General features: G+C 48.5%; 19 protein-coding genes and 2 pseudogenes. 9 read left to right on the forward strand and 12 right to left on the reverse strand.

The genetic code is table 11. The annotated features are described in order from the left end of the window. Positions 1-94: 94 nt before the first annotated feature. The gene (locus tag SHEWPOL2_RS11370) at positions 95-847 is read right to left on the reverse strand and encodes a 3-deoxy-D-manno-octulosonic acid kinase (protein ID WP_037428317.1); all 753 of its coding nucleotides are present in this window, start codon (positions 845-847) and stop codon (positions 95-97) included. An 88-nt stretch (positions 848-935) separates the two neighbouring features. On the opposite strand from SHEWPOL2_RS11370, the gene SHEWPOL2_RS11375 reads away from it, so the two are divergent. From SHEWPOL2_RS11375 to SHEWPOL2_RS22260, 4 genes and pseudogenes are all read left to right on the forward strand, one after another. Continuing rightward, complete coding sequence (locus tag SHEWPOL2_RS11375) at positions 936-1,979, forward strand: glycosyltransferase family 9 protein (RefSeq protein WP_037428319.1); 1,044 nt, start codon at positions 936-938, stop codon at positions 1,977-1,979. A 52-nt stretch (positions 1,980-2,031) separates the two neighbouring features. Further along, positions 2,032-3,117, forward strand: coding sequence for a glycosyltransferase (locus tag SHEWPOL2_RS11380; protein ID WP_011627686.1), 1,086 nt, complete (start codon positions 2,032-2,034; stop codon positions 3,115-3,117). Between the two features lie 19 nt (positions 3,118-3,136). Further along, positions 3,137-4,208, forward strand: a pseudogene (locus tag SHEWPOL2_RS11385) (CDP-glycerol glycerophosphotransferase family protein). Between the two features lie 145 nt (positions 4,209-4,353). Beyond that, a complete protein-coding gene (locus tag SHEWPOL2_RS22260; protein ID WP_050991351.1) occupies positions 4,354-5,313 on the forward strand; it encodes a glycosyltransferase in 960 nt (319 codons plus the stop codon). A 361-nt stretch (positions 5,314-5,674) separates the two neighbouring features. Here the strand turns inward: SHEWPOL2_RS22260 and SHEWPOL2_RS11395 are convergent, their stop codons facing one another. Beyond that, positions 5,675-6,748, reverse strand: a complete 1,074-nt coding sequence (locus tag SHEWPOL2_RS11395) for a glycosyltransferase (RefSeq protein ID WP_037428321.1) — start codon at positions 6,746-6,748, stop codon at positions 5,675-5,677. Positions 6,749-7,024: 276 nt separating this feature from the next. On the opposite strand from SHEWPOL2_RS11395, the gene coaD reads away from it, so the two are divergent. Together coaD and SHEWPOL2_RS11405 are read left to right on the forward strand one after the other, a co-directional pair. Next, positions 7,025-7,516 (forward strand): pantetheine-phosphate adenylyltransferase, encoded by a 492-nt coding sequence (gene coaD / locus SHEWPOL2_RS11400; protein ID WP_037428322.1) that lies wholly within the window; start codon positions 7,025-7,027, stop codon positions 7,514-7,516. A 66-nt stretch (positions 7,517-7,582) separates the two neighbouring features. Further along, entirely contained in the window at positions 7,583-9,055 is a 1,473-nt protein-coding gene (locus SHEWPOL2_RS11405; RefSeq protein ID WP_037428323.1) for a capsule assembly Wzi family protein, read from the forward strand. Positions 9,056-9,113: 58 nt separating this feature from the next. Here SHEWPOL2_RS11405 and SHEWPOL2_RS11410 read toward each other — a convergent pair whose 3' ends face one another. Both SHEWPOL2_RS11410 and SHEWPOL2_RS11415 read right to left on the reverse strand, forming a co-directional pair. After that, on the reverse strand, positions 9,114-10,121 hold the full coding sequence (locus SHEWPOL2_RS11410; RefSeq protein ID WP_037428324.1) for an NAD-dependent epimerase: 1,008 nt from the start codon (positions 10,119-10,121) through the stop codon (positions 9,114-9,116). 24 nt (positions 10,122-10,145) lie between these two features. After that, positions 10,146-11,309: a nucleotide sugar dehydrogenase gene (locus SHEWPOL2_RS11415; protein ID WP_037428384.1), complete on the reverse strand. Its 1,164-nt coding sequence runs from the start codon at positions 11,307-11,309 to the stop codon at positions 10,146-10,148. Between the two features lie 233 nt (positions 11,310-11,542). Here SHEWPOL2_RS11415 and SHEWPOL2_RS11420 point away from each other — a divergent pair, with 233 nt between their 5' ends. From SHEWPOL2_RS11420 to SHEWPOL2_RS11430, 3 genes and pseudogenes are all read left to right on the forward strand, one after another. Then, complete coding sequence (locus tag SHEWPOL2_RS11420; protein WP_011624605.1) at positions 11,543-12,274, forward strand: glycosyltransferase family 2 protein; 732 nt, start codon at positions 11,543-11,545, stop codon at positions 12,272-12,274. Between the two features lies 1 nt (position 12,275). Beyond that, a pseudogene (locus SHEWPOL2_RS11425) lies at positions 12,276-12,934 on the forward strand (VTT domain-containing protein). 13 nt (positions 12,935-12,947) lie between these two features. Then, complete coding sequence (locus SHEWPOL2_RS11430; RefSeq protein ID WP_037428325.1) at positions 12,948-14,672, forward strand: glycosyltransferase family 39 protein; 1,725 nt, start codon at positions 12,948-12,950, stop codon at positions 14,670-14,672. A gap of 61 nt (positions 14,673-14,733) precedes the next feature. On the opposite strand, the gene mutM is transcribed toward SHEWPOL2_RS11430, so the two are convergent. From mutM to SHEWPOL2_RS11470, 8 genes are all read right to left on the reverse strand, one after another. Further along, the gene (gene mutM, locus SHEWPOL2_RS11435; RefSeq protein WP_037428326.1) at positions 14,734-15,549 is read right to left on the reverse strand and encodes a bifunctional DNA-formamidopyrimidine glycosylase/DNA-(apurinic or apyrimidinic site) lyase; all 816 of its coding nucleotides are present in this window, start codon (positions 15,547-15,549) and stop codon (positions 14,734-14,736) included. Between the two features lie 24 nt (positions 15,550-15,573). Continuing rightward, positions 15,574-16,029, reverse strand: a complete 456-nt coding sequence (locus SHEWPOL2_RS11440; RefSeq protein WP_037428327.1) for a hypothetical protein — start codon at positions 16,027-16,029, stop codon at positions 15,574-15,576. Between the two features lie 80 nt (positions 16,030-16,109). Then, positions 16,110-17,093, reverse strand: coding sequence for a GTP 3',8-cyclase MoaA (gene moaA / locus SHEWPOL2_RS11445; protein WP_037428328.1), 984 nt, complete (start codon positions 17,091-17,093; stop codon positions 16,110-16,112). A 16-nt stretch (positions 17,094-17,109) separates the two neighbouring features. Further along, positions 17,110-18,909, reverse strand: a complete 1,800-nt coding sequence (locus SHEWPOL2_RS11450; protein WP_037428330.1) for a bifunctional molybdopterin-guanine dinucleotide biosynthesis adaptor protein MobB/molybdopterin molybdotransferase MoeA — start codon at positions 18,907-18,909, stop codon at positions 17,110-17,112. A 30-nt stretch (positions 18,910-18,939) separates the two neighbouring features. Continuing rightward, positions 18,940-19,533 (reverse strand): molybdenum cofactor guanylyltransferase MobA, encoded by a 594-nt coding sequence (mobA, locus tag SHEWPOL2_RS11455; protein WP_037428332.1) that lies wholly within the window; start codon positions 19,531-19,533, stop codon positions 18,940-18,942. Then, positions 19,517-20,224, reverse strand: coding sequence for an energy-coupling factor ABC transporter ATP-binding protein (locus tag SHEWPOL2_RS11460; RefSeq protein ID WP_037428334.1), 708 nt, complete (start codon positions 20,222-20,224; stop codon positions 19,517-19,519). The genes mobA and SHEWPOL2_RS11460 overlap by 17 nt, the downstream gene beginning before the upstream one ends. 3 nt (positions 20,225-20,227) lie before the next feature. Next, complete coding sequence (locus SHEWPOL2_RS11465) at positions 20,228-20,935, reverse strand: ABC transporter permease (RefSeq protein WP_037428336.1); 708 nt, start codon at positions 20,933-20,935, stop codon at positions 20,228-20,230. Beyond that, on the reverse strand, positions 20,932-21,756 hold the full coding sequence (locus SHEWPOL2_RS11470; RefSeq protein ID WP_037423998.1) for a substrate-binding domain-containing protein: 825 nt from the start codon (positions 21,754-21,756) through the stop codon (positions 20,932-20,934). The genes SHEWPOL2_RS11465 and SHEWPOL2_RS11470 overlap by 4 nt, the downstream gene beginning before the upstream one ends. Between the last annotated feature and the right edge of the window lie 2 nt (positions 21,757-21,758).

Here is a 21,758-nt window from a genome sequence, read left to right on the forward strand (position 1 = left end):
CCGTGGTAGAGGCTAATCGTGGTGCCCTGCAGCGTCAGTTTGCTCTCGCAGAATCCTTACTCTCGCGCCAAACAGCCTAACGCCGTTTAGGTGATTAGGCTTTGGGGAGCACTGAGTGATAGCCCGCTAGCAGAGCCGCCCAGTCGGCGGGCGTAAAGGCGAGCGTAGGTTGTTTTCCTTGTTCTTTATTGAAGGAGCGTAGCAGCCTATCAAGGTTCGCCTTCTGCCATTGCGCATGGGGCGTTTTGATTTCACCCCTGTCAAAATCAATCAGATAGAAACGTTCTTGTACGCCATCCGTTTGCTGTGGTTGCCACAAAATATTCTTTGCGTTTAAGTCGGCATGGTAAACGCCGCGGCGATGAAATTGGGCAATGGTGGCGCCTAATGCTTGCCACTGCTCTGGAGTCATAGCGCCTTTGGTTAACTTAGCGACCAAGTCTTCGGCGCCATTGACCCGCTCGATAATAATGTCGGCACGGTAGAACAAGCCATCGCGCACAATATTGGCGGCAATAGGTTTAGGCACCGCAAATTGCTCGCGGTAGAGCAAGTCAAGTAGCCTTAATTCGCCCATGGCGCGGGTATTTTCAAGCCCGGTATAGAAGTAGGCATCCTTACTGAATTTCTCCATCAGGCCACCACGCCAGTAATGTCGCAACACCCAATGACGCTCGCTAAAGGCCACAAACCAAGTGGTGTAACGTCCCTTGGATGATCCCACTACCGCGGCTTTTTCACGCCAGAAATCCACCGAAAACCAAGCCGGAGTAATGTCTTCAGGCGTATCTTGGCAAAGTGCCATATAGCCATCTGCGGTATTTATGATTTTGATTTGTGCGTTCATGGGAGATTTGTTGACTTAAGCGTGGCACCTGCGGCCATTCTACATTAAGATCCTTAGCTTGCGCCAAATAACCTTAAGAGCTATTCGCTTGAGTTTAAATCCCAACACCATGAATTCTCTCTGCCTGCTTAGGCTATCGGCTATCGGTGACGTCTGTCATGCCGTGGCTATGGTGCAGGCGATTCAACGCCAATATCCCCAGCTCAAAATCACTTGGGTGATAGGCAAGCTCGAATACCAACTATTAAAGCACTTGCCCGGTATTGAGTTTGTGATTTTCGATAAATCCCAGGGCTGGCGCAGTTACCTTAATCTGCATAAGGCGCTGAAAGGCCGTCGCTTCGATGTCTTGCTACATATGCAAGTGGCGCTACGTGCTACCTTGGCCTCCCTCGCGATTTCGGCAAAGGTTCGGGTCGGATTCGACCGTGCCCGCGCCAAAGAAGGTCAATGGCTGGTCACCAATCATAGAGTCGAACCTTTAGCAGAGCCCCATGTGCTGGACGGCTTTATGGGATTCGCCAAGGCGATTGGCGTGAGCGACATCACCCCGAGTTGGAATATTCCAGTCCCTCAAGCGGATACTGAATTTGCCCAGCGCCAGATTGCCGATGGCGAGAAGGTATTAGTCATTTGCGCGGCTGCCAGTAAAGCCGAGCGAAATTGGCTGCCCGAGCGCTATGCCGCCGTGGCGCAACATGCGGTGAATAAGGGTTATCGAGTCATTCTCTGCGGTGGCCCAACAGCACTTGAAAAGACATTGGCCGACGATATTGCCAATGCATGTTCTGCGAAACTCGATAACTTAGTCGGCAAAACCAGTTTGACTCAATTGCTGGCTCTGCTGAAACGCGCCAGCCTAGTGCTAGCGCCCGATACAGGCCCTGCACACATGGCGGTCACGCAAGGGACGCCTGTCATAGGTTTATATGCCCATTCCAACCCAGGTCGCACCGGGCCTTATTTATCGCAGCAGTATGTGGTAAGCGCCTACCAAGAGGCCATCGCCTCACAGCAAAGCGGTGAGGTGAAATGGGGCACCCGTGCTAAGGGTGAGCACCTTATGGCGCTAATTAGTGTCGAAGCCGTGATAGAGAAATTTGATCAGGTTATTCAGCAGACACACAGTTAACCACTGTTAGCCTGTCACCCTGAGTTTTAGATTATCGTTTAGGAGAAAAATCATGCGGATAGCCATAGCCATCGACAGTTTAGCGGGTGGTGGAGCCGAGAAGGTCATGATTACCTTGGCAAAGCAGTTTATTAGCCTAGGGCATGAGCCGCATTTTTTGGTCATGGAAGATAATCGTTATTACGAAACTCCTGAAAATTTACCTGTACATCAATGTTTTGCCGACAAAGATAAAGATTATGACCACTTCGGGCGCCTAGGGGCATCGGTCGATAAGTTACGGGCAAAGATTGCCGAGATTGAGTACCGAGTCGGTAAGTTCGATCTGTTTTTATCTAATCTTGATAAAACCAATTTGATGATGACCAAAACTGGGGTGACACCACTCTATGTGATTGTGCATTCATCGGTTGAAGAAGAGTTGAGTCGTCAGTTTAAGTTAGGCCCCTTCGCCTACTATAAGAAACTGCGGGCGAAAAAAGCGCTCAATGGCCAGCATTTGATCACAGTGTCCAACGGCATCGCCAAAGAGATTCAAGCTAAGGGACGCTTGCAGCCAGCATCCATGCGAACTATCTACAATCCATTTGAATTTAATGAGATTGTTGCTCAGTCACAGCAAGATAATCCGCAAATCCCTCAAGGTGACTATCTGATCCACGTGGGACGTTTTGCTAAGCAGAAGCGCCACGATGTGTTGTTTGAGGCCCTTAAACAGACCCAAAATCAGTTACCCGTAGTGCTGTTATGCCATAACCATAAGAAGGCGATTAAAGCGGCGAAGAAATACGGCATCGAGAAGCGCTTAATCATTCCTGGATTCCAGAGTAATCCTTTTCCTTGGATCAAACGTGCGAAAGCTCTGGTGCTGAGTTCCGATTTCGAAGGATTGCCGACGGTATTAATCGAATCCTTAGCCTGCGGCACGCCAGTGGTCAGTACCGATTGCCCACATGGGCCTAATGAGATTTTGACCGGCAATTTGGCTCCCTATCTTGTGCCCCGTCGTAATCCTGCTGCCTTGGCCAAGATGATTGACGCCGTGGTCGCCCAGCCGCCATCCCTCGACAATGTGGAGATTTTAGCTAAGGTGGATGCGACTGCGATTGCCGAACAATATCTCGCGCTAGCGAAATAATTTACCCAAGGAGAAAGCGGTGGAAGCGCGTAAATCAAATAAAAGACGTTATTTGTTCTACATAGCACAGAACTATTCCTATGCGATGCTAAGGCCGCTGCAGCAAGTGATTCTGGCGCGTGGCGATGAGGCGTGTTGGTTCCTCGAAGGCCGTGAAGTCGACCCCAAATTCCTTAAAGCGGATGAAAAACGCTTACCCGATATCGATGCCGTTAAGGCATGGAAACCCGATGCCGTGTTCGTGCCGGGTAACGTAGTGCCAAGCTTTATCCCTGGAGTAAAAGTGGGGGTGTTCCACGGTTTTAATGCGGGCAAAATGAATCATAAGGGGCGAGAAGATCACTTCGAAATCCGTGATTGCTTTGACCTGTATTGCACCCAAGGGCCCGCGACGACGTTGCCTTTCCTTGAGCTAGAGAAAAAAATCGGCACCTTTACCGTGGCTGAAACTGGCTGGCCAGCGCTCGATCCTTTATTTATTGAAAATAAAGATAATCCTTACATTAAGCCCGATGATCCTCGGCCTGTAGTGCTGTTTTGCTCTACATTCTCCCCCAGTCTCACCTGTGCGCCTGAGGTATTCGAGCAGATTAAAGCCCTGTCGCAAAAGAGCCAGTGGCGCTGGTTGGTACAATTCCATCCTAAGATGAAGCCAAGTATTGTTGAGCAATACAAGACTCTCGAAAATGAGAATCTGCAGTTTGTGGAAACCGACAACGTGATCCCGCTTCTGCAGGCGGGAGATGTGATGCTCTGCGATACATCCTCGATTTTATTGATGTTTTTAATGCAGCGTAAGCCTGTAGTGACCTTTAAAAATCAGTCACCGAAGGCGCATTTAATCGATATTAACCGAGTCGAAGAGATTGAACCTGCACTCACTAGAGCACTTAGCCGCCCCGATGATTTGATGGCGCATATCCATGATTATTGCAATCAAATCCACCCCACGGGAGATGGTCAGTCTAGCCAGCGTGTACTCCGATGCCTTGATCGATAAGGGAACCGCTTGGCTTAAACCTAAGCCATTGAACCTACTGCGACACTTTAAAATGCGCCGCAAGTTAGGCTATTGGAAATTGTTTAGCTAATTGTTTCATGAATGTCTGATTTGTGTTTTTTATTTGGTTTTGTGATGGCGTATATAATATAGAACTGTATTATCATAAAGTTTATTTTTATGTTATTTTACTGTGCTTGAATAATTGAAAAGACGTCTTTAGGATTGAAGTGAATATGGAAATTTCAAATATACACCCTGTAATTTCTGTTATTATTCCAGTTTATAATGTTGAGAAGTTTTTAAGAAGATGTTTGAAAAGTGTTGTGTCGCAGACATTTAAAGACTTTGAAGTTATTTGTGTTAATGATGGTTCACCTGATAATTGTGATGTTATTTTAGATGAATATAAAAAATACGATGCAAGAATTAAGATTGTAAACCAGAATAATCAAGGTGTATCAGTCGCTCGCAATACTGGCTTAAACGTAGCTCTAGGTGATTACATTTTTTTTATCGATCCAGATGATGCGATACAACCGCAAACATTAGAAATAGCCTATTATTTTGCGCAAAAAAATAAAGCGGATTTGGTTGTTTGGCAGAGTGTTTATTCTGATGGCTTCGATCATCCAGATAAAAAGTTTGAAATTGAAAAAATAAATTATAAAGTAATCTCGGACCCTTTATATCATAAAAATAAAAAGCCTTATAAAATTGGATCGGTTGTGTGGAATAAGTTATATAAGAAACAGCTTGTTAAAGGGCTTTATTTTATTCCTGGAGTCAACTATGAAGATATCTCGTACAGTTTCTCCATTTTAGCAAAACGTCCAAAGACAGTCGTTATTCCAACCCCATTATATCTATACACAAGGTATGAGAATTCGATAACACAACAAAAGCCAACTCCAAAGCTTATTCGTGATTATCACATAGTAATCAATTCGATCTACAACACTTACCAAAAAAACTTAGGAAGTAAGGAGTTAAGCCATATAAAAAATACTTTGATGCGGCCTCTTTTAAGTTATCAGCTCAAAAAATGTAAGCAAGCAGGATTGGAACAACAAGCTGAAATGTTACCAGCATTTGCAGAAGAGTTGAGAGATCTTGATAGCAAAGGTTTGCTTACATGGCGCGGGCATCGTCTTTCACGATATATAGCTTATAAAAAACTCATGAAAACTATTTAGTTTTTATGATGATAATAGTCGTTAGTTAATACTCGTATTGTGTATATTTATTGGTATTTTAAAACCACCTCCTTTGGAGATGATGATCGTTCATGTGAGGCTTTGCCCGAAGAATGCTCATACAATTACTGCCTTTGTTACCAGTAATTGTATGAGCAGATACGAGTCATCATCGCATATATCTTACCGTTGTCAGTATCATCAGAAGATATGTAAGGCACCAAGATAAAGTCGCGAAAGAGGAAGTCGAGAGACTGATTCAGTTAGGATATGGAATATTAGTTTTTTAGCCCCCCCTTCTAGGGGGCTATTTGAAAGCCACCTGCTATAAAGGTGGAGTTTCACAATGGAGTTCTCAATTTTAATTCTTTCCCAGAGCAATATATTGAGCGGCAATATATTGGCTGTCTACGGCTTTTAATATTTCGAGATTGTCTAAAGCTGGCGGTGAAGCCAAGCACTCCAGTGTCTTTTGTGCAAGTAGAGCGGGTTGTCGAACGGGGACAAGATATTGTGCTAAATGTCCTGTGAGAATCTCGCTTGGACCATAAGGGCAGTCAGTGCTAACAACTGGAGTGTTACAGATTAATGACTCAACTATGACTAATCCAAAACCTTCAAAATCAGAACTTAATAGCATCAGTTCAGCATTTGCAATCCAAGGAAAAGGATTTTGTTGAAAGCCTGGAGTTATAATTCTATTTTCTACCCCATATTTTTTGGCTATTTTCCGTGCGCGCTCTGGACGATTAGTTAGTAAAACTAAGTCTGGTGCGTTTGGTGCGAGTTTCAAGGCTTGAAAGAGAATATCATGCCGTTTTTGGCGCGTAACTCGGCCGACGTGAATCATGTAAGGCTTATTAGGAATGTCAGCGTTGAATTCTTTTGACTTATTACGAATCTCTTCGATTTTAAAAGGATTATAAATAGTCTGTACGCTCTCTGGCTTAAGCCAAAATGTAGCTCTGAGTTCATCGGCGATGCCATTGGAAACTGTAATGATTTTTTTGCCAATCAGTGCCTTAGCCTTTTTCCAGCGACGCCAGAAATGCACTGGACCACGCTTTAATTCCATCAAGAGTTCTTGCTTAAGGGCGCAGTGGCAAAAGTAATAGCAGGGATCGAAATCGCAGCCGGAAACAACGACATCGCAATCGGTCGAGTTACTTAAAAATAGCGAGAACTTACCCGATTGTTCCGCTTCGGCCACCTTGGCCTGCAGGCGTTGTCTTTGCTCCTGTAGGCTTGGCTTTTGACCGGCGTCATAAAGATAATGAATCGTCACATTTTCTGGTGGCATAAAATCCCCCTCTTTATGGAACACAAAGAGGTGAACATCTTGCCCGGCTTCTTGCAGCACTTCGGCCTGAGATAAGGCGACTTTTACTGTACCGTTAGAGAAAAAGTTATGGCAAAAAATGGCGATTTTTTTCATATAAGTGCTCTGATTACGTGGACTTAATCGGTTGTGGTGTGGTTTCAATCCATCGAGGTTGGACGAAAAGCCGCTGCCTACTTAAGCCAATATATAGCGAGTCGGCATTATATCAGTTCATGCCTTTACATGGGCTTAATCCGAGGAATTCTTGCCAGTATTTCAATTTTTAACGGGATTTTCAGCGGTTTTTATCGGGATGATTCACTCAAGTGGCTAAAACGAGTAGACTGGCGGCAATGATTTTTGGGTATCTATCTGAGTTGAGTCAGCAAAGTGCATACAAGAGCGATTTATCCTGGGACTTTCGATCCCATTACCAATGGTCATGCCGATTTGATTGAGCGTGCGGCTAAGTTGTTTAAGCATGTGATTATTGGCATTGCGGCCAATCCATCTAAGCAGCCAAGGTTTACTCTCGAGGAGCGCGTTGAGTTGGTAAACCGCGTCACAGCCCATTTGGATAATGTGGAAGTGGTTGGTTTTTCGGGCCTGCTGGTGGATTTTGCCAAGGAACAGCGTGCGAGCGTGCTGGTGCGTGGTTTGCGTGCAGTGTCTGACTTTGAGTATGAGTTCCAATTGGCCAATATGAATCGTAGATTAAGCCCAGATCTTGAGAGCGTGTTTTTAACACCGGCCGAAGAAAATTCCTTTATTTCTTCCACCTTAGTGAAGGAAGTCGCGCTGCATGGCGGCGATGTGAGTCAATTTGTACACCCTGAGGTGGCAAGCGCGTTGACCGACAAGCTTAACCTCGCAAAAGCCTGATAAGGCTGAGTATTTCCATAAAACCTTTGAGGCATCAGGCCTCGCGATGATAATGAAAAGGATGTTATGAAGGCTTTTTTGACCCCCACTATCCTCGCTGCTAGCGTTGCATCTGGTTTACTGTTTTCTGCTTCCGTTGCTGCCGCCCCTTGGGTGGATGCCTCGGACATTTATTTAAGAGCCGATATTCAAGCACTGGCCGATGCGGGCGTGATCCGTGTGCCAGTGAATACCTTTCCCTTGATGTGGTCTGGTATTGGTGGCGACTTAGCGAAAGTCGAACCCGAGCTATTGTCTCCCCGATTAGTGCAAGCCTTTGCCCGAGTTAACTTTTACTATCAAAATGCCGTCGATAATCGCGGCAATGCTAGGGTTAAACTCTCGGGGGCGACCGATCCCGCTCGCTTCCAGCATTATGGCTCCGACTACCGTGAAAAGGGTGAGGCTAAAGCCTCATACGAATACTTAGGCTCACGTGTGGCCTATAAAACCACAGTTGCTGAGACCTACGATCCGCAAGATAACAAAAACTTCCGTCTCGATGAGTCTTATTTTGCTGTAATCATGGGTAACTGGATTGCAACCTTAGGTACGGTTGAGCAATGGTGGGGGCCGGGATTTGACTCGGCATTGCATCGCTCTAACAATGCGCGCCCTATGCAGTCACTGTCGCTCAGCCGTAATAATGCCGCCGCCTTCGAAACGCCATGGTTATCTTGGATTGGGCCTTGGACCTTCAAGACTGGCTTTAGCATGGCTGAAAAAGAGCGTGCCGTGCCTAAAATGGCTGAATGGGATATGCGTTTCACCGCCAAACCCCTTCAGCAGCTAGAAATAGGCTTATCTTGGTCAACACTATTTTGTGGTGAAGGGCAGAATTGCGACTTCGATTCTTGGTGGGACTCGGTGGCAAGCAATGCGGTGTGCATCGACGGTTCGGATTCTTGCTTGGCCGATCAACGCCGTGATGCGGGCCATAGAACCCAGAGTATCGATTTACGTTATGCCGACACTTGGCAGGATATTCCCGTTGGTTTGTACCTTGAGCATAGCTGTGAAAACGGCAGCGATTGCGGCTCACTTTGGGGGATAGATACCCATTTCGGCACATCGGGTAAGCAGTTCAAGCTATTCATGGAATACTCGGATACCTTTGTCGAGTGTGATGGCAAGCCTAACTGCTTCTATGAAGATCCTGTTTACCTCAGTGGAGCGCGTTACTACGGCAGAGCTTTAGGTTCGACCTATGATAGCGATGCCCAAGTCTTTGTGTTTGGTTTGGTTGGTCAGTTCCATAACAGCCGCGGTTTTACCTCGCTCCTGCGTTATGCCAAGTTGAATAAAGACGGCATCAACGTGGCGACCACATGGGCGCCACAGCCACCGAAGGAAGACTTACTGATGCTGGAACTTTCTTACCGTATGCCGGTGTGGAAGGGCATGTGGAGTCTGGGCGGTACAGTATCGAGATCGGAATTTGATGTACAAGAAAACGATACTAATGCGACTTTCTTCAGCAGTTTTGAATACCGTTTTTAAGCGCTAATCCAACAAAAAGGCCTGCTAATCAACAGGCCTTTTTGTTTTCTCAGAGAGCTTACTTCGCATAAAACGTGCGGTACCACTCGACAAATCTGCCCACCCCGGTATTGATATCCACTTGGGGTTTATAACCCACCGCCTTGAACAGGTCTTCGGTATCGGCCCAAGTGGAATGCACATCACCGGGCTGCATGGGTAAAAATTGCTTTTTCGCCTCAATGCCGAGTGCACTTTCGAGTGCGGTAATAAAATCCAGCAATTGCACAGGGCTGCCATTGCCTATGTTGAATACGCGATAGGGTGCGCTGCTATTAGCAGGTGTACCAGTTTCTACACGCCAGTCCGGTGTGGGGCGAGGAGGTTTGTCTTGTACCCTGATGATGCCCTCAACGATATCGTCGATATAGGTGAAATCACGGCTGAGATCGCCATGGTTATACACATCGATAGAGTCGCCTGCGAGAATGGCTTTTGTGAATTTAAACAAGGCCATATCCGGTCGTCCCCAGGGGCCATACACGGTAAAAAAGCGCAAGCCTGTGGTGGGTAACTGATAGAGATGTGAGTAAGTGTGCGACATTAACTCGTTGGCTTTCTTGGTCGCTGCATACAGGGATATCGGATGATCGACACTGTCCTCGGTCGAAAATGGCATCTTTTGATTCAAACCATACACAGAGGATGAAGAGGCATAGACTAGATGCTCAATCTTATGGTGGCGACAGCCCTCTAAAATCGTGAGATGCCCAACTAAATTGCTATCTGCATAGGCGAGGGGATTATCGAGGGAGTAGCGCACCCCAGCCTGTGCGGCGAGATGAATAACTCGTTGAAAACCTTGTTCTGCAAACAATGCTGCTATGCCGTCTCTGTCTGCTAAGTCCAGTTTGATAAAACGGAAATTGCATAAGGCCTCGAGCGGTGCAAGTCGGGCTAGCTTTAGCCCAACATCATAATAGTCATTGAGGTTATCGATACCGACAACCTCATGGCCCTGTGCGCAGAGGCGCTCACTGACTTTAGCGCCGATAAATCCGGCGGCGCCTGTGACTAAGTATTTCATAGTAAACCTTTATATTTTGGACGCTTAGTCGTGATGGAACAGATCCCGGGTGTACACCTTAGCGGCGACATCTTCGAGTTCATTGGCCATACGGTTAGAAATAATCACATCGCACATGGCTTTAAATTCGTGTAAATCGCGGATCACCTTCGAGTTAAAAAACTCGTCTTCCTTGAGTACTGGCTCATAGACCACGACTTCGATGCCCTTTGCCTTAATGCGTTTCATCACACCTTGTACCGCCGAGGCGCGGAAGTTGTCTGAGTCGGATTTCATGATTAAGCGATAGATCCCCACTCGCTTCGGTTGCTTACTGATAATCGCGTTGGCGATAAAATCTTTGCGGGTCGTGTTGGAATCGACAATGGCGCTGATGAGATTGTTAGGCACATCGTTATAGTTGGCCAGCAATTGCTTAGTGTCCTTGGGAAGACAGTAACCGCCATAACCGAAGGACGGATTGTTATAGTAATCGCCGATGCGCGGATCTAAGCATACGCCTTCGATAATCTGACGGGTGTTGAGCCCTCGACTCTCCGCATAGGTGTCCAACTCATTAAAGTAGGCGACGCGCATAGCTAAAAAAGTGTTGGCAAACAACTTAATCGCCTCGGCCTCAGTGCTGTCTGTGAGTAAAATCGGAATATCTTGCTTAATGGCGGCGCGAGCAAGCAGATCGGCAAAGGCTTGGGCGCGCTCGGAACGTTCACCCACTATGATCCGCGAGGGGTGCAGGTTATCGTAAAGCGCCTTACCTTCGCGCAAAAACTCAGGCGAAAATAAGATATTGTCACTGTTGAGTTTACTTCTCAGCCCTTCGGTAAAACCCACTGGCACAGTCGATTTGATGACAATGGTGGTGTCAGGATTCAGGGCGAGCACTTCCTTCGCCACCCGTTCGACCGACTGAGTATTAAAGTAGTTGGTTTGTGGGTCGTAATCCGTAGGAGTGGCTATGATGACAAAATCGGCTTCTTTAACGACGCTTTTGTCGCTCGTGGCACTGAGATTTAAGGCTTTATGCTGCAGGTATTCTTCAATCAGACTGTCGGCGACCGTTGGTTTACGCGCATTAACTAACGCGATGCGCTCGGGCATCAAATCAATCGCTACTACATGGTTTTGCTGGGCGAGTAAAACCGCGTTCGATAGGCCAACATAGCCCATTCCAACTACAACTATGTTCATAGGTTTTATACAGTTTGGCATTTTGTTTCCCAAACTAGCATTTTCTGCGGCATTAGAATATGTCATTTCGATGAAATTCACAGTTCCAAATTAAGTGCTCTTTTCTCGATTTTCACCCGTATACAATGCTGGGCTCGCGTTCCGTTTAATTCATAACATCCTATCAATGCAGATTTTTGTTTGCCACAATCCTATGTTACCGTACTCATGGTTATTAAGCTTGGAGCCTTAACGTGATTTCAGTCGTGATCCCCGCCAAAGATGAAGTGGGCAATATTGGCCCATTAATGAAAGAGATATGCCAAGCCCTGCAAGGGTTGACTGAGTTTGAAATTCTTGTTGTCGACGACGGTAGTCAGGATGACACTTTTGGTGAAGTTATGCACACCGCCGAGGTGATGCAATGCGATGCCAAAGCTATTCGTCACGAGCGTAGTACGGGCCAAAGTACCGCTATCTCCACTGGCGTTTTACATGCCCGCGGTAAATACATTGTCACCTTAGATGCCGATGGACAAAACGACCCTGCGGATATTCCCGCCATGTTGGCCCAATTGCCGCAAATTCATGCCGAACATTTTTGTATTGCCGGTTATCGCAAAAACCGCAAGGACACGGCGTGGAAGCGATTCCAGTCCCGCTTTGCGAATAAAGTGCGTGATGCACTGTTACACGATGGCGTACCCGATACCGGATGTGGCTTAAAACTCTTCCCCCGCGAAACCTTCCTGCGCATGCCTTACTTCGACCATATGCACAGATATATCCCAGCACTGGTGCGCCGCATGGGGGGCGAAGTGTTTATTTCTGTGGTTAATCATAGGGATCGCCAAGTTGGCGTGTCTAAATATACCGCTTGGAATCGGGTCTGGGTCGGGATTGTCGACATCATGGGCGTCATGTGGCTCGGTCGCAGGGCGAAAATCGCTAAGGTCGCCCGTAGCGAAACCAGCTGGCACGATTAAGATGAAGCGACTCTATAAGGCGATTTTTATCGTCTTTATTTTGCTGGTGTTAATGTTTGCGGCCCAGCAAGGGTTATTCGAGCATGTAACCGATAGCAATTGGGTAGCACATTTTATTGCCGCTCAAGGGGCCTATGCGCTGGCGGTGTTGCTGATGGTTGGCGCCTTGTTTACCGCTGTCGGAGGACCGAGACAGGTGATCGCCTTTGTATTCGGCTTTGCCCTCGGTGGCATCTATGGTGGCTTATTTTCCACCTTAGCGGCATTGCTGGGTTGTGTGCTGGCGTTTTATACCGCGAGATTAACCATTCGAAGCAGTCTGCAACGACGTTTTGGCAATCGTTTACAAAAGTTTGAGGCGCTGATCATTCATCGGACTTGGTTAAAAGTCTTAATGATCCGTTTGTTGCCCGTGGGCAGTAATCTGCTGACGAATCTGTTTGCGGGGGCGACACATATCCCCGCGGGGGATTTATGTTTGGCAGCGTGCTGGGTTATTTGCCGCAGATGCTGATTTTCAGTTTTGCGGGCGCGGGCATTGGCTTATCTGATCATAACCAACTGGGGATCAGTATCGGGCTGTTTATTATCTCGAGTCTTATCGGCGCTTACCTTTACCGTTCTAGCCTGCGTAAGCAGGTGGATGAATTGGAAAACTAAATAGGGATTAGGAATGGATGCATTGAATCGTCGTTTCAATAGCGAAGATTATTACCAAGTACTCTGGCCGCTGCTGTTGATGAGTTTGCTGATCTTACTGGTTGGCATAGGTTTTCGTTCCCCTTGGCCTGCTGACGAGCCGCGGTTTGTTGAGGTCGCGCGGGAAATGGTGGCCTCGGGTCAATGGTTATTTCCTACCCGGGGCGGGGAATATTATCCCGATAAGCCGCCAGTGTTTATGTGGGCGATTGCCCTGTTTTATCAACTCACGGGGTCGTTAAAACTCTCCTTCTTACTCCCCAATGCTTTCTGCGGCTTGCTGACTGTATTCCTTGTCTATGATCTGGGTGCCAGATTGTGGAATGTACGGGTTGGCCGCAACGCCGCACTATTGCTCCTTATCGTGCCGCAGTTTTTGATGCAGGCGAAAAATGCCCAGATAGATGCCATGGTGATGTGTTGGATAACCGTGGGATGTTACGGATTAATCAGGCATTTTATGCTTGGGCCTAAGTGGCATTGGTATTTTATTGGCTGGGCATTTATGGGGCTTGGGGTGATCACTAAGGGGGTTGGTTTCTTGCCCTTGTTGTTGCTCATTCCGATTGGGATTTACGCCTTCAAAGATAAGACCCGTTTCGAGGGCCGCTTAACTTGGCTTTGCCTCGCGGGGCCTTTGGCCATGTTGGCCGTGATTGCCTGTTGGTTAGTGCCAATGGTGATGACGGTTCAAGCCCATGGCACGCCCGAGATGGTGGCCTATCAAAATAATATTTTGTTTAAGCAAACGGGCGAGCGTTACGTCAATGCTTGGCACCATATCAAGCCTTGGTATTTCTTCGTGCTGAGCGTGATCCCTTGGATGTGGTTCCCGATTTCGTTGCTGGTGGTCGCCTATTGGAAACAGTGGCTGCAAAAGGTAAAAGCCGATCCTACCATTGCGATTCTGCTGATTTGGGTCGGGCTCGTGGTGCTGTTTTTCAGTATCAGCCCGGGCAAGCGCAACGTGTATATTCTGCCCGCATTACCTATGTTGGCCCTCGCGGCGTCGGCGGTATTAACGGGTGTTTCACCCAAAGCTTGGTTTGAAAAACTAGTCACTGGTGTGCTGTGGTTCTTGGGCGCGCTCGTGTTAGTGGCCGGTGTGCTGGCATTTATCCATCATCCTGCACTTGTCAAAGCGCTGGCGGACTATACCGATGATCTCACTGGCATTGGTTACTTATTTATTTTGCTCGGGGTGCTTTGGTGTGCCTTGCTGTGGCTGGCGCGTCGTCAGTTTGCCCTGGTCAAGGTGGGGCTAGTTTCAGCCTTGGGCTGGGTGCTGGTGAGCACTTGGGGTTACGCTATGCTCGATGAAATGCGCACCCCCAGAAGCCTGATGCTACACACCGCCGAGGTGATAGGTGAGGATGCCGAACTTGGTTTAGTAAACTTTAAAGAGCAATTTATTCTGTTCTCGCCCATGAGTGTGACGCACTTTAGTTATCTCGCGCCAGTAGAAGAACAGGAGCGTAACGCGTGGCAATGGATGCAGGAGAACAAACAGCGTTATGTGTTAGTGCCTAGCGGTGCTGAGCTGAGTTGCTTCGATATCAAAGGCGGTAAGAGCATGGGGATTGCTCACCGTGACGAATGGATTTTGTTATCCGCGTCAGAGCTTAAGCCTCAGTGCCAAGCGCCAGAGCTTGAGTACCGTTACTTTACCGACCATCCTGGCCGTTGGTTAAAAGAGTAATCAAAAACCATATCGAAGAAGCTAAAAATGCCTGCGATTGCAGGCATTTTTATCGGCGAGATTAACGCGTCTGGCAGATACCGCAAAATACTGTGGTGCGTTGACCAAGGCGAATTTCGCTGAGTAGATTGCCGCACTGAGTGCAGGTTTCGCTGCCGCGGCCGTAAACATGCAGCTTCTGCGCGAAATAGCCGGGTTTACCCTCGGCATTGGTGAAGTCCTTAAGCGTGGTGCCGCCCTGCTTGATGGCGTGGGCGAGGATTTGTTTGACCTCGGCAACCAGTAGCGTTAAGCGTTCAATATCTATCTTGCCAGCTTCTGCCTCGGGGTGTATTCGTGCGGCAAACAGGGCTTCGTTGGCGTAAATATTTCCCACACCCACCACAATATGGTTATCCATCAGGCAGAGTTTGATGGCCTTCTTCTTGCCCGCCAGCGCGGCAGCTAACTGATTGACGTTAAAGGCATCGGTCAGAGGTTCTGGCCCGAGTTTTTCCAGTAGTGGATGGGCTTCCTCAGGCAATTGGCACCATAACCAAGCGCCGAAACGTCTTGGATCGTTAAAGCGCAGAATACGGCCATTGGCGAGAACGAGATCGATATGGTCGTGCTTCTCTACTGGCGTGTCATGGGGCAGGATCCGCAAACTCCCCGACATTCCCAAATGCACTATGCTGGTGCCAGCATCGGTATCGATTAACAGATATTTAGCGCGGCGGCGCACTTGGCGTATGGTTTGGCCGATGATCTGTTTGGCAAGTTCGGGAACGGGCCAACGCAGTGAGGCGTTACGGATTACGAGGTCAACCACGGTTTGTTCGACAAGATGTGGGGCTATGCCCTGACGGGTGACTTCGACTTCTGGTAATTCCGGCATGATTGAGTTCTTTTAGGTAATAAATTAGCTGGTGGATTTGGCATCGAGGATAGGCTGTAAATCTGCCCTTAGGCTGGGGGGCACTAAGTACCAGTTGCCAGCGGGTGACTTGAGCACACCGTCCTCGGGGAAATAAATCCAACGTTGCGATTGGCGGATCTCGGCAATTTGGATCACCAATTCCTGCGGCTTGCCCGTGGGCTGTGGTGCCTCGCTGAGTGGCGAGACTCTTAGGCCTTGCCAAGCCTTGACCCATTGCGTGCAGTTGAGCACCAGCGGATCGCACTCCCAACCCGAGGCTTGCTTATGCAACCACACACCATCTAGCTGCAACTGTGCCAGCGGGGCATTGTCATCAAATAATAGTTGGGCCTCACTCGGCACATTATGGGTTTTCTTGTCCATAAACGTCAGCACCGCAATGATAAAAATGCAGGCAAGAATAATGATGTTATTCCACTGTTTACGAGTAAGCGCCATGGCAAGAGTGACACAAAAAAGGGACTGATGCCTTGAGTGTATCACGGCAAAATAGAGATGCTAGCCCTAGGTTAGAGGGGTTAACCGCCAGTGCTATTCATAAAGCGCAGGATTTGCACGCCGTTATTATCGAAAACATGTTGCTTAGGTTTGAGCTTAATACCTTGGAGAATCGCGGTTTTAAGGCACTCAATGTCCCCGGGGTATTCTCGCACAATGCTTTTTAAATCAATGGAGTGTTCATTACCTAGACAGAGTAATAATTGCCCTTCTACGGTTACGCGCACTCTATTACATTCGTGGCAAAAATTGTGGCTATGGGGTGAGATAAACCCGATGTGAATCGGACTATCCGCCATGGTGTAGTAACGCGCGGGGCCGCCTGTGCGTTTATTAGAAAGCAGCAGGGGATAATGCTCGTTAATCATGGCCTTAACTTCATCACTGCTGCAATGACGCGCGTCTTTACGCTCGTCCATTTCACCCAGCGGCATTTCTTCAATAAAGGCGATATCTAACTTACGGTCACGACAAAAATTAACCAGATCAATCACTTCATGATCGTTTTGCTGTTTAAGGATCACCGCATTGATTTTAATCCGCTCAAAACCTGCGGCGATGGCCGCATCAATCCCTTCGATAACACGTGCTAATTTGCCGTTGCGCGTCAGTTGGGTAAAGAGCTCGGGGTTAAGGGTATCTAGGCTGATGTTTAAGCGCTTAAGTCCCGCATCAAACATCGGCTTGGCAAACTTACTGAGTCTGGAACCATTGGTGGTCATCGATAAATCTTTGAGCCCTGGAAGCTTGCCCAGTAAGTGCACCAGTTGATCGCAATCGCTACGCACTAGCGGTTCGCCGCCTGTGAGGCGAATTTTAGTCACCCCCAGTTCAGTAAAGGCTTGGGCAATCCAAGCCAACTCTTCGAGGTGCAGTACATGGTCCTTGGGCAAGAAGCAGGGATCTTCCGTCATGCAGTAGACACAACGGAAGTCGCAGCGATCTGTCACTGAGAGTCGTAAATATTCGACCTGACGGCCAAAGGCATCCACAAGTTGGCTCATAGGGACTCAGTGGCTCTTATAGAAGATCGGCAAAAGGTTGAATAAACACGGTTTCACCCGCATTCACCACCTCAGCATCATCTCCAATGATGATAAGGCAATTGCCTTTGACCATTGAGCTGAGCATGCCTGAACCTTGGTTGCCAGTGCTGGTCACGTGCAGCCTGCCATCATTACCTAGGCGATAAATTCCTCGGATAAACTCAGTGCGGCCCGTGCGGCTACGCAGGGTTTCATCGGTAATCGCTGGGAATAATGGCGCCTGCCAGTGAGTTTCACCAGCGAGCTTACGCAGTGCAGGTTGCACAAATTGCAGGAACGACACCATCACCGCCACCGGATTGCCGGGCAAGCCGAAGAATAGGCTATCGCCGACCTTACCAAAGGCGAGTGGGCGACCGGGGCGCATATTGATCCGCCAGAAGTCGATATTGCCAAGGCGTGCCAGCACGGCCTTGATGTAGTCGGCATCGCCAACGGAAACCCCGCCAGAGCTAATCACCACATCGGCCTGCGCCGCAGCCTTAGTTAAGGTGGCTTCGAGAGCGCTTTCGGAGTCTTCGATAATGCCTAAGTCAATGACGTCACAACCTAAACGTTTTGCCATCGCTTTGATGGTGTAACGGTTTGAGTCATAAATACAGTTTGGATTCAGTGCTTCGCCGGGTTGGCTGACTTCATCCCCAGTTGAAAACACGGCTACTGTTGGACGGCGATAAACCGTCACACGGTTAAGGCCGAGGGAGGCTAATAAGCCTTGCTCGGCGGCGCTTAGGCGCGTGGCCTGTGTGAGTGCGACTTGGCCTTGGCCAATGTCTTCACCCGCAAGGCGAACGTGTTGGCCCTGCTGAATGCGGCCTTCAAAACTGACCTTGGCATTGGCCTCGTTAGCTAGCTCACGAGGTTGAACAGTATCGGCGCCAGCGGGCACGGGGGCCCCGGTCATAATGCGCACGGTTTCACCCGCTTTGAGTGTGCCCGAATATTGATGTCCGGCGAGGACTTCACCAACTAAGGTGAAGCTTGCAGGCAGCGGATCTTGATAGGCGAAGGCATAACCATCCATCGCCGAGTTGGTTTGCTGCGGTACATCCACGGGCGAAATGCTGTCGCGGGCGAGCACGCGATTATCTAAATCGTCTAAGCCTATGTCTTCCACCTCAGTGACCGGCGTGACATGGGATAAAATCTGCGCTAACCCTTGGCTCACGCTCAGGTTTTTATCGCTGCCCAAGGTGCAGGCATCGACAGTTGCGATCGGTAATGCGGGGTTAGGGGCTTGCCAGCTATTGGCATATTCCATCACAAAGTCAGCGATTTGCGCGACATTGTTAAGGTCGAGTCTTCTTAGCTCGCTCGGTAGCTCGGTGTCATCACAGCAAGCGATGGCGAGAATATTGTCGTCTTGGGTATAGATAAACGGCTTACCGTGGGCGGCGCGGTGCAGCTCAATTTTCGGTAGCGTGAGTTTTTTAAAGCCTTCGACTAAGACGATATCGACTTTATCGGCTTCAATTTGTTTGAGTAGGTGGACTAACTCTGGGTCGCCATCGCGGGCATCTTCGGTCATTAGCGCCCAACGCACATGGGAGGCGACTAGCATTTGCCGCGCGCCGGCTTTGCGCATCTCGTAACTGTCTTTACCGGGAATATCGACATCGAAATTGTGGTGAGCATGTTTGATCACCGCCAGACGCAGGCCGCGCTGATTTAATTCGGGGATCAATTGCTTGAGTAGGGTGGTTTTCCCCGTGCCGCTATAGGCACAAAATCCGAGAACGGGAATAGATAGCGGATTGACGAAGGGAGTACTCATTTGCACCTCTAATCTAGGAAATTTGAAGCCTTAGCTTTGGTTTATCTCTGCTGCCAGTCGTTGTTTTTGTTCTGGCGTGTTCACATTGACGAAGGCATTGGGTTGATCGGCAAAGGCCGCCACCGCAAAGCGATGTTTGGCATACCAAAAATCAATTTTACGCTCACCCGCTTCGAGAAAGGCGGTCATCGACTCGCGCAGGCTCGGCTTTAATAACATCACCACCGGCTGCTCACGTTCCCCATCGCTGGCCACGGCAAGTTCAGCATCGTTTGCCTCAATGGCGGTTAATAAGCGGGCGACTAAATCCCGCGGCAGCAGTGGACAATCGCAGGGCACCACGAGCAGATAGTCTGCTTGAGTGTGACCCATAGCGGTGATCATGCCCGCCAAGGGGCCGAGAAACCCTGTATGCTCATCACTCAACACCGTAAAACCGAACTCAGCATAGCGTGTTTGGTTACGATTTGCGTTGATCAGGATCTCCTTAACCTGAGGTTTTATCCGTTCGATAGTGTGTTCTATCATGGCCTTGCCGTTTAGCTCGACGAGGCCTTTATCGTCCCCGCCCATACGGCGTGCCATACCACCGGCAAGAATAACCGCATCAATTTGCAACGACATATAAAGATCCCTGTGTGGAGTTTGTGTGCGTTTGCTGATGGGAGGTTATCACCTGTTGGTCAGCAATGTGCCACTGCTGCTCGCAAATGGCGGTGAGCGCACAGTTTTGGTGGCTGCTTAGCAGCATTCCCGTCCCTTGCTGTTTGAGCTGTTGGATCATTTGCAGCACTAAGGCTTGGGAGTCCTTATCCATATTGGAGGTCGGCTCATCGAGCATCAGTAACTTTGGCTGCAATATCCAAGCGCGGGCGATAGCGAGGCGTTGTCTTTCGCCGCCGGATAAATTGCTGGCTCTGGCTTGCAATAGCGAGCCTAGTTGAGCCATCTCAATTGCTTGACCAATTCTACGTTTGGCTTCGGTTTTTGAGGCAGCAAAAGGTAAACCGTAAGTCAGATTGTAATTGACTGTGCCATCGAATAGATAGGGGTGCTGGTGGAGATAAATGGCCTTTCCAAGCAAAGGGTTACGTTTCCACCATCCATCTTTTTTAAAGCCGCTCAACTCAATGTTACCCTGAGATGGCGTCTGTAGACCCGCGAGGATCTTCATTAGGGTCGACTTGCCCGAGCCGTTGTCACCCTGCAAATAAATAACGTTCCCTTGGCATAACTCGAGGCTATGGGCTTTGAATAATAAGCGCGGGCCAAAGGACATTTCCAAGTCACGGGCAATCAGTTTGGCTTGGGTCATAAGTTAATGGCTCCTTGGCGTTTCTTTGCCGCGTAAACTACCTAAGGCAAAGTTTAGGATCAAGGCCAAGATTAGCAGCACTAATCCGAGGGCGATAGCTTGGGCGAAATCACCTTTACTGGTTTCCAGTGCGATAGCCGTCGGGATATTACGTGTTACGTTTAAAATGTTTCCGCCCACCATCATCGAACAGCCGACTTCGGTGAGAATACGGCTAAAGGCTGCGACAATCGCCAGTAATAATGGCATACGTAGCTCGCGACATACTGTCCAGACGGCGCTTATCCAAGAGGCGCCTAAGGTGCGTGAGGTTTCCCATGCGCGGCGATCGACACTAGTGAAGGCCGCTTGGCTCATGGCGATCATCACGGGGGCGCAAATCAGCATTTGGCCGAGGATCATCCCCTCTTGAGTAAACAACCACTTTAAATCCCCAAGCGGGCCGTTGCGGGTCAAGATGAGGTACACCAGAAGGCCGATCACTACGGTGGGAATCGATTGCAGTGTCTGCACTAAGTTGGTGACAAACCACTTTCCAGGGAAATAGGCAAACGCCAACACAAAACCGAGCACCATCGACGGGACTAAGGTAATGAGAAGTGCCGCGAACGAAACCGAAAACGAGACAGAAATGATGGACCAAACGTCGGGGTCCAATGAAAACAGCAGGCTTAACGCCTGCTGTAACAGTGCTAGCCAGCCTTCGTTCATTCGCTATAGGTTGCCTTGAACAGTTGCTCGCCTTCAACTTTGAAGTTGTTGATCATGCTTTGACCTTCTTTGCTGATCAGCCAGTCACTGAAGGCTTTTGCGCCTTTGTGGTTCAGATCTGGGTATTTCGCTGGGTTGATCAGAATCACTTGGTATGGGTTCGCTAGGGTTTTTCCACCATCAAAATCCACACCTAAGTCCAACTTCGTTTTGTACGCTACGAAAGTACCACGGTCAGATAGAGTGTAACCTTGTAATTCGTTTGCCATCAGCAGGGTTTTACCCATGCCTTGACCGACTGAAGTGTAACCTTTGAAGTCAGGAGTCACGCCTGCGGCTTTCCATACTTCTAGCTCTTTGATGTGAGTGCCAGAGTTGTCACCACGAGATAAGAAAGGTAAGCCAGATTTGGCGATTTTAGCGAAGGCTTCTTCAGCGGTTTTGCTTTCACGCAGTTTGGCAGGGTCGTTTTTAGGGCCTAATACGACGAAATCGTTTTCCATAATGCCACGTGGCTCAACACCAAAACCATCGGCAACAAATTTTGCTTCAGCGCTTGGTGCGTGGGTCATCACTAAATCTACATCGCCTTGCTCACCTAGTTTCAGTGCTTTACCTGTACCAGTGGCGATAACTTGTACTTTATAGCCTGTTGCACTTTCAAACTTAGGCAGTAATTCTTGTAACAGACCAGAGTTTTCAGTACTGGTCGTGGTGGCTAATTTAATCACTTCAGCCGATTGAGCGGGTAACACTGTGAGCATACTGGCTGCAACAACTAAGCCTAGTAAAGATTTCATGTGGGATTTCACGTTTAGCATGG

It is taken from the genome of Shewanella sp. POL2 (assembly GCF_000282755.1).
Lineage (GTDB): Bacteria > Pseudomonadota > Gammaproteobacteria > Enterobacterales > Shewanellaceae > Shewanella > Shewanella xiamenensis.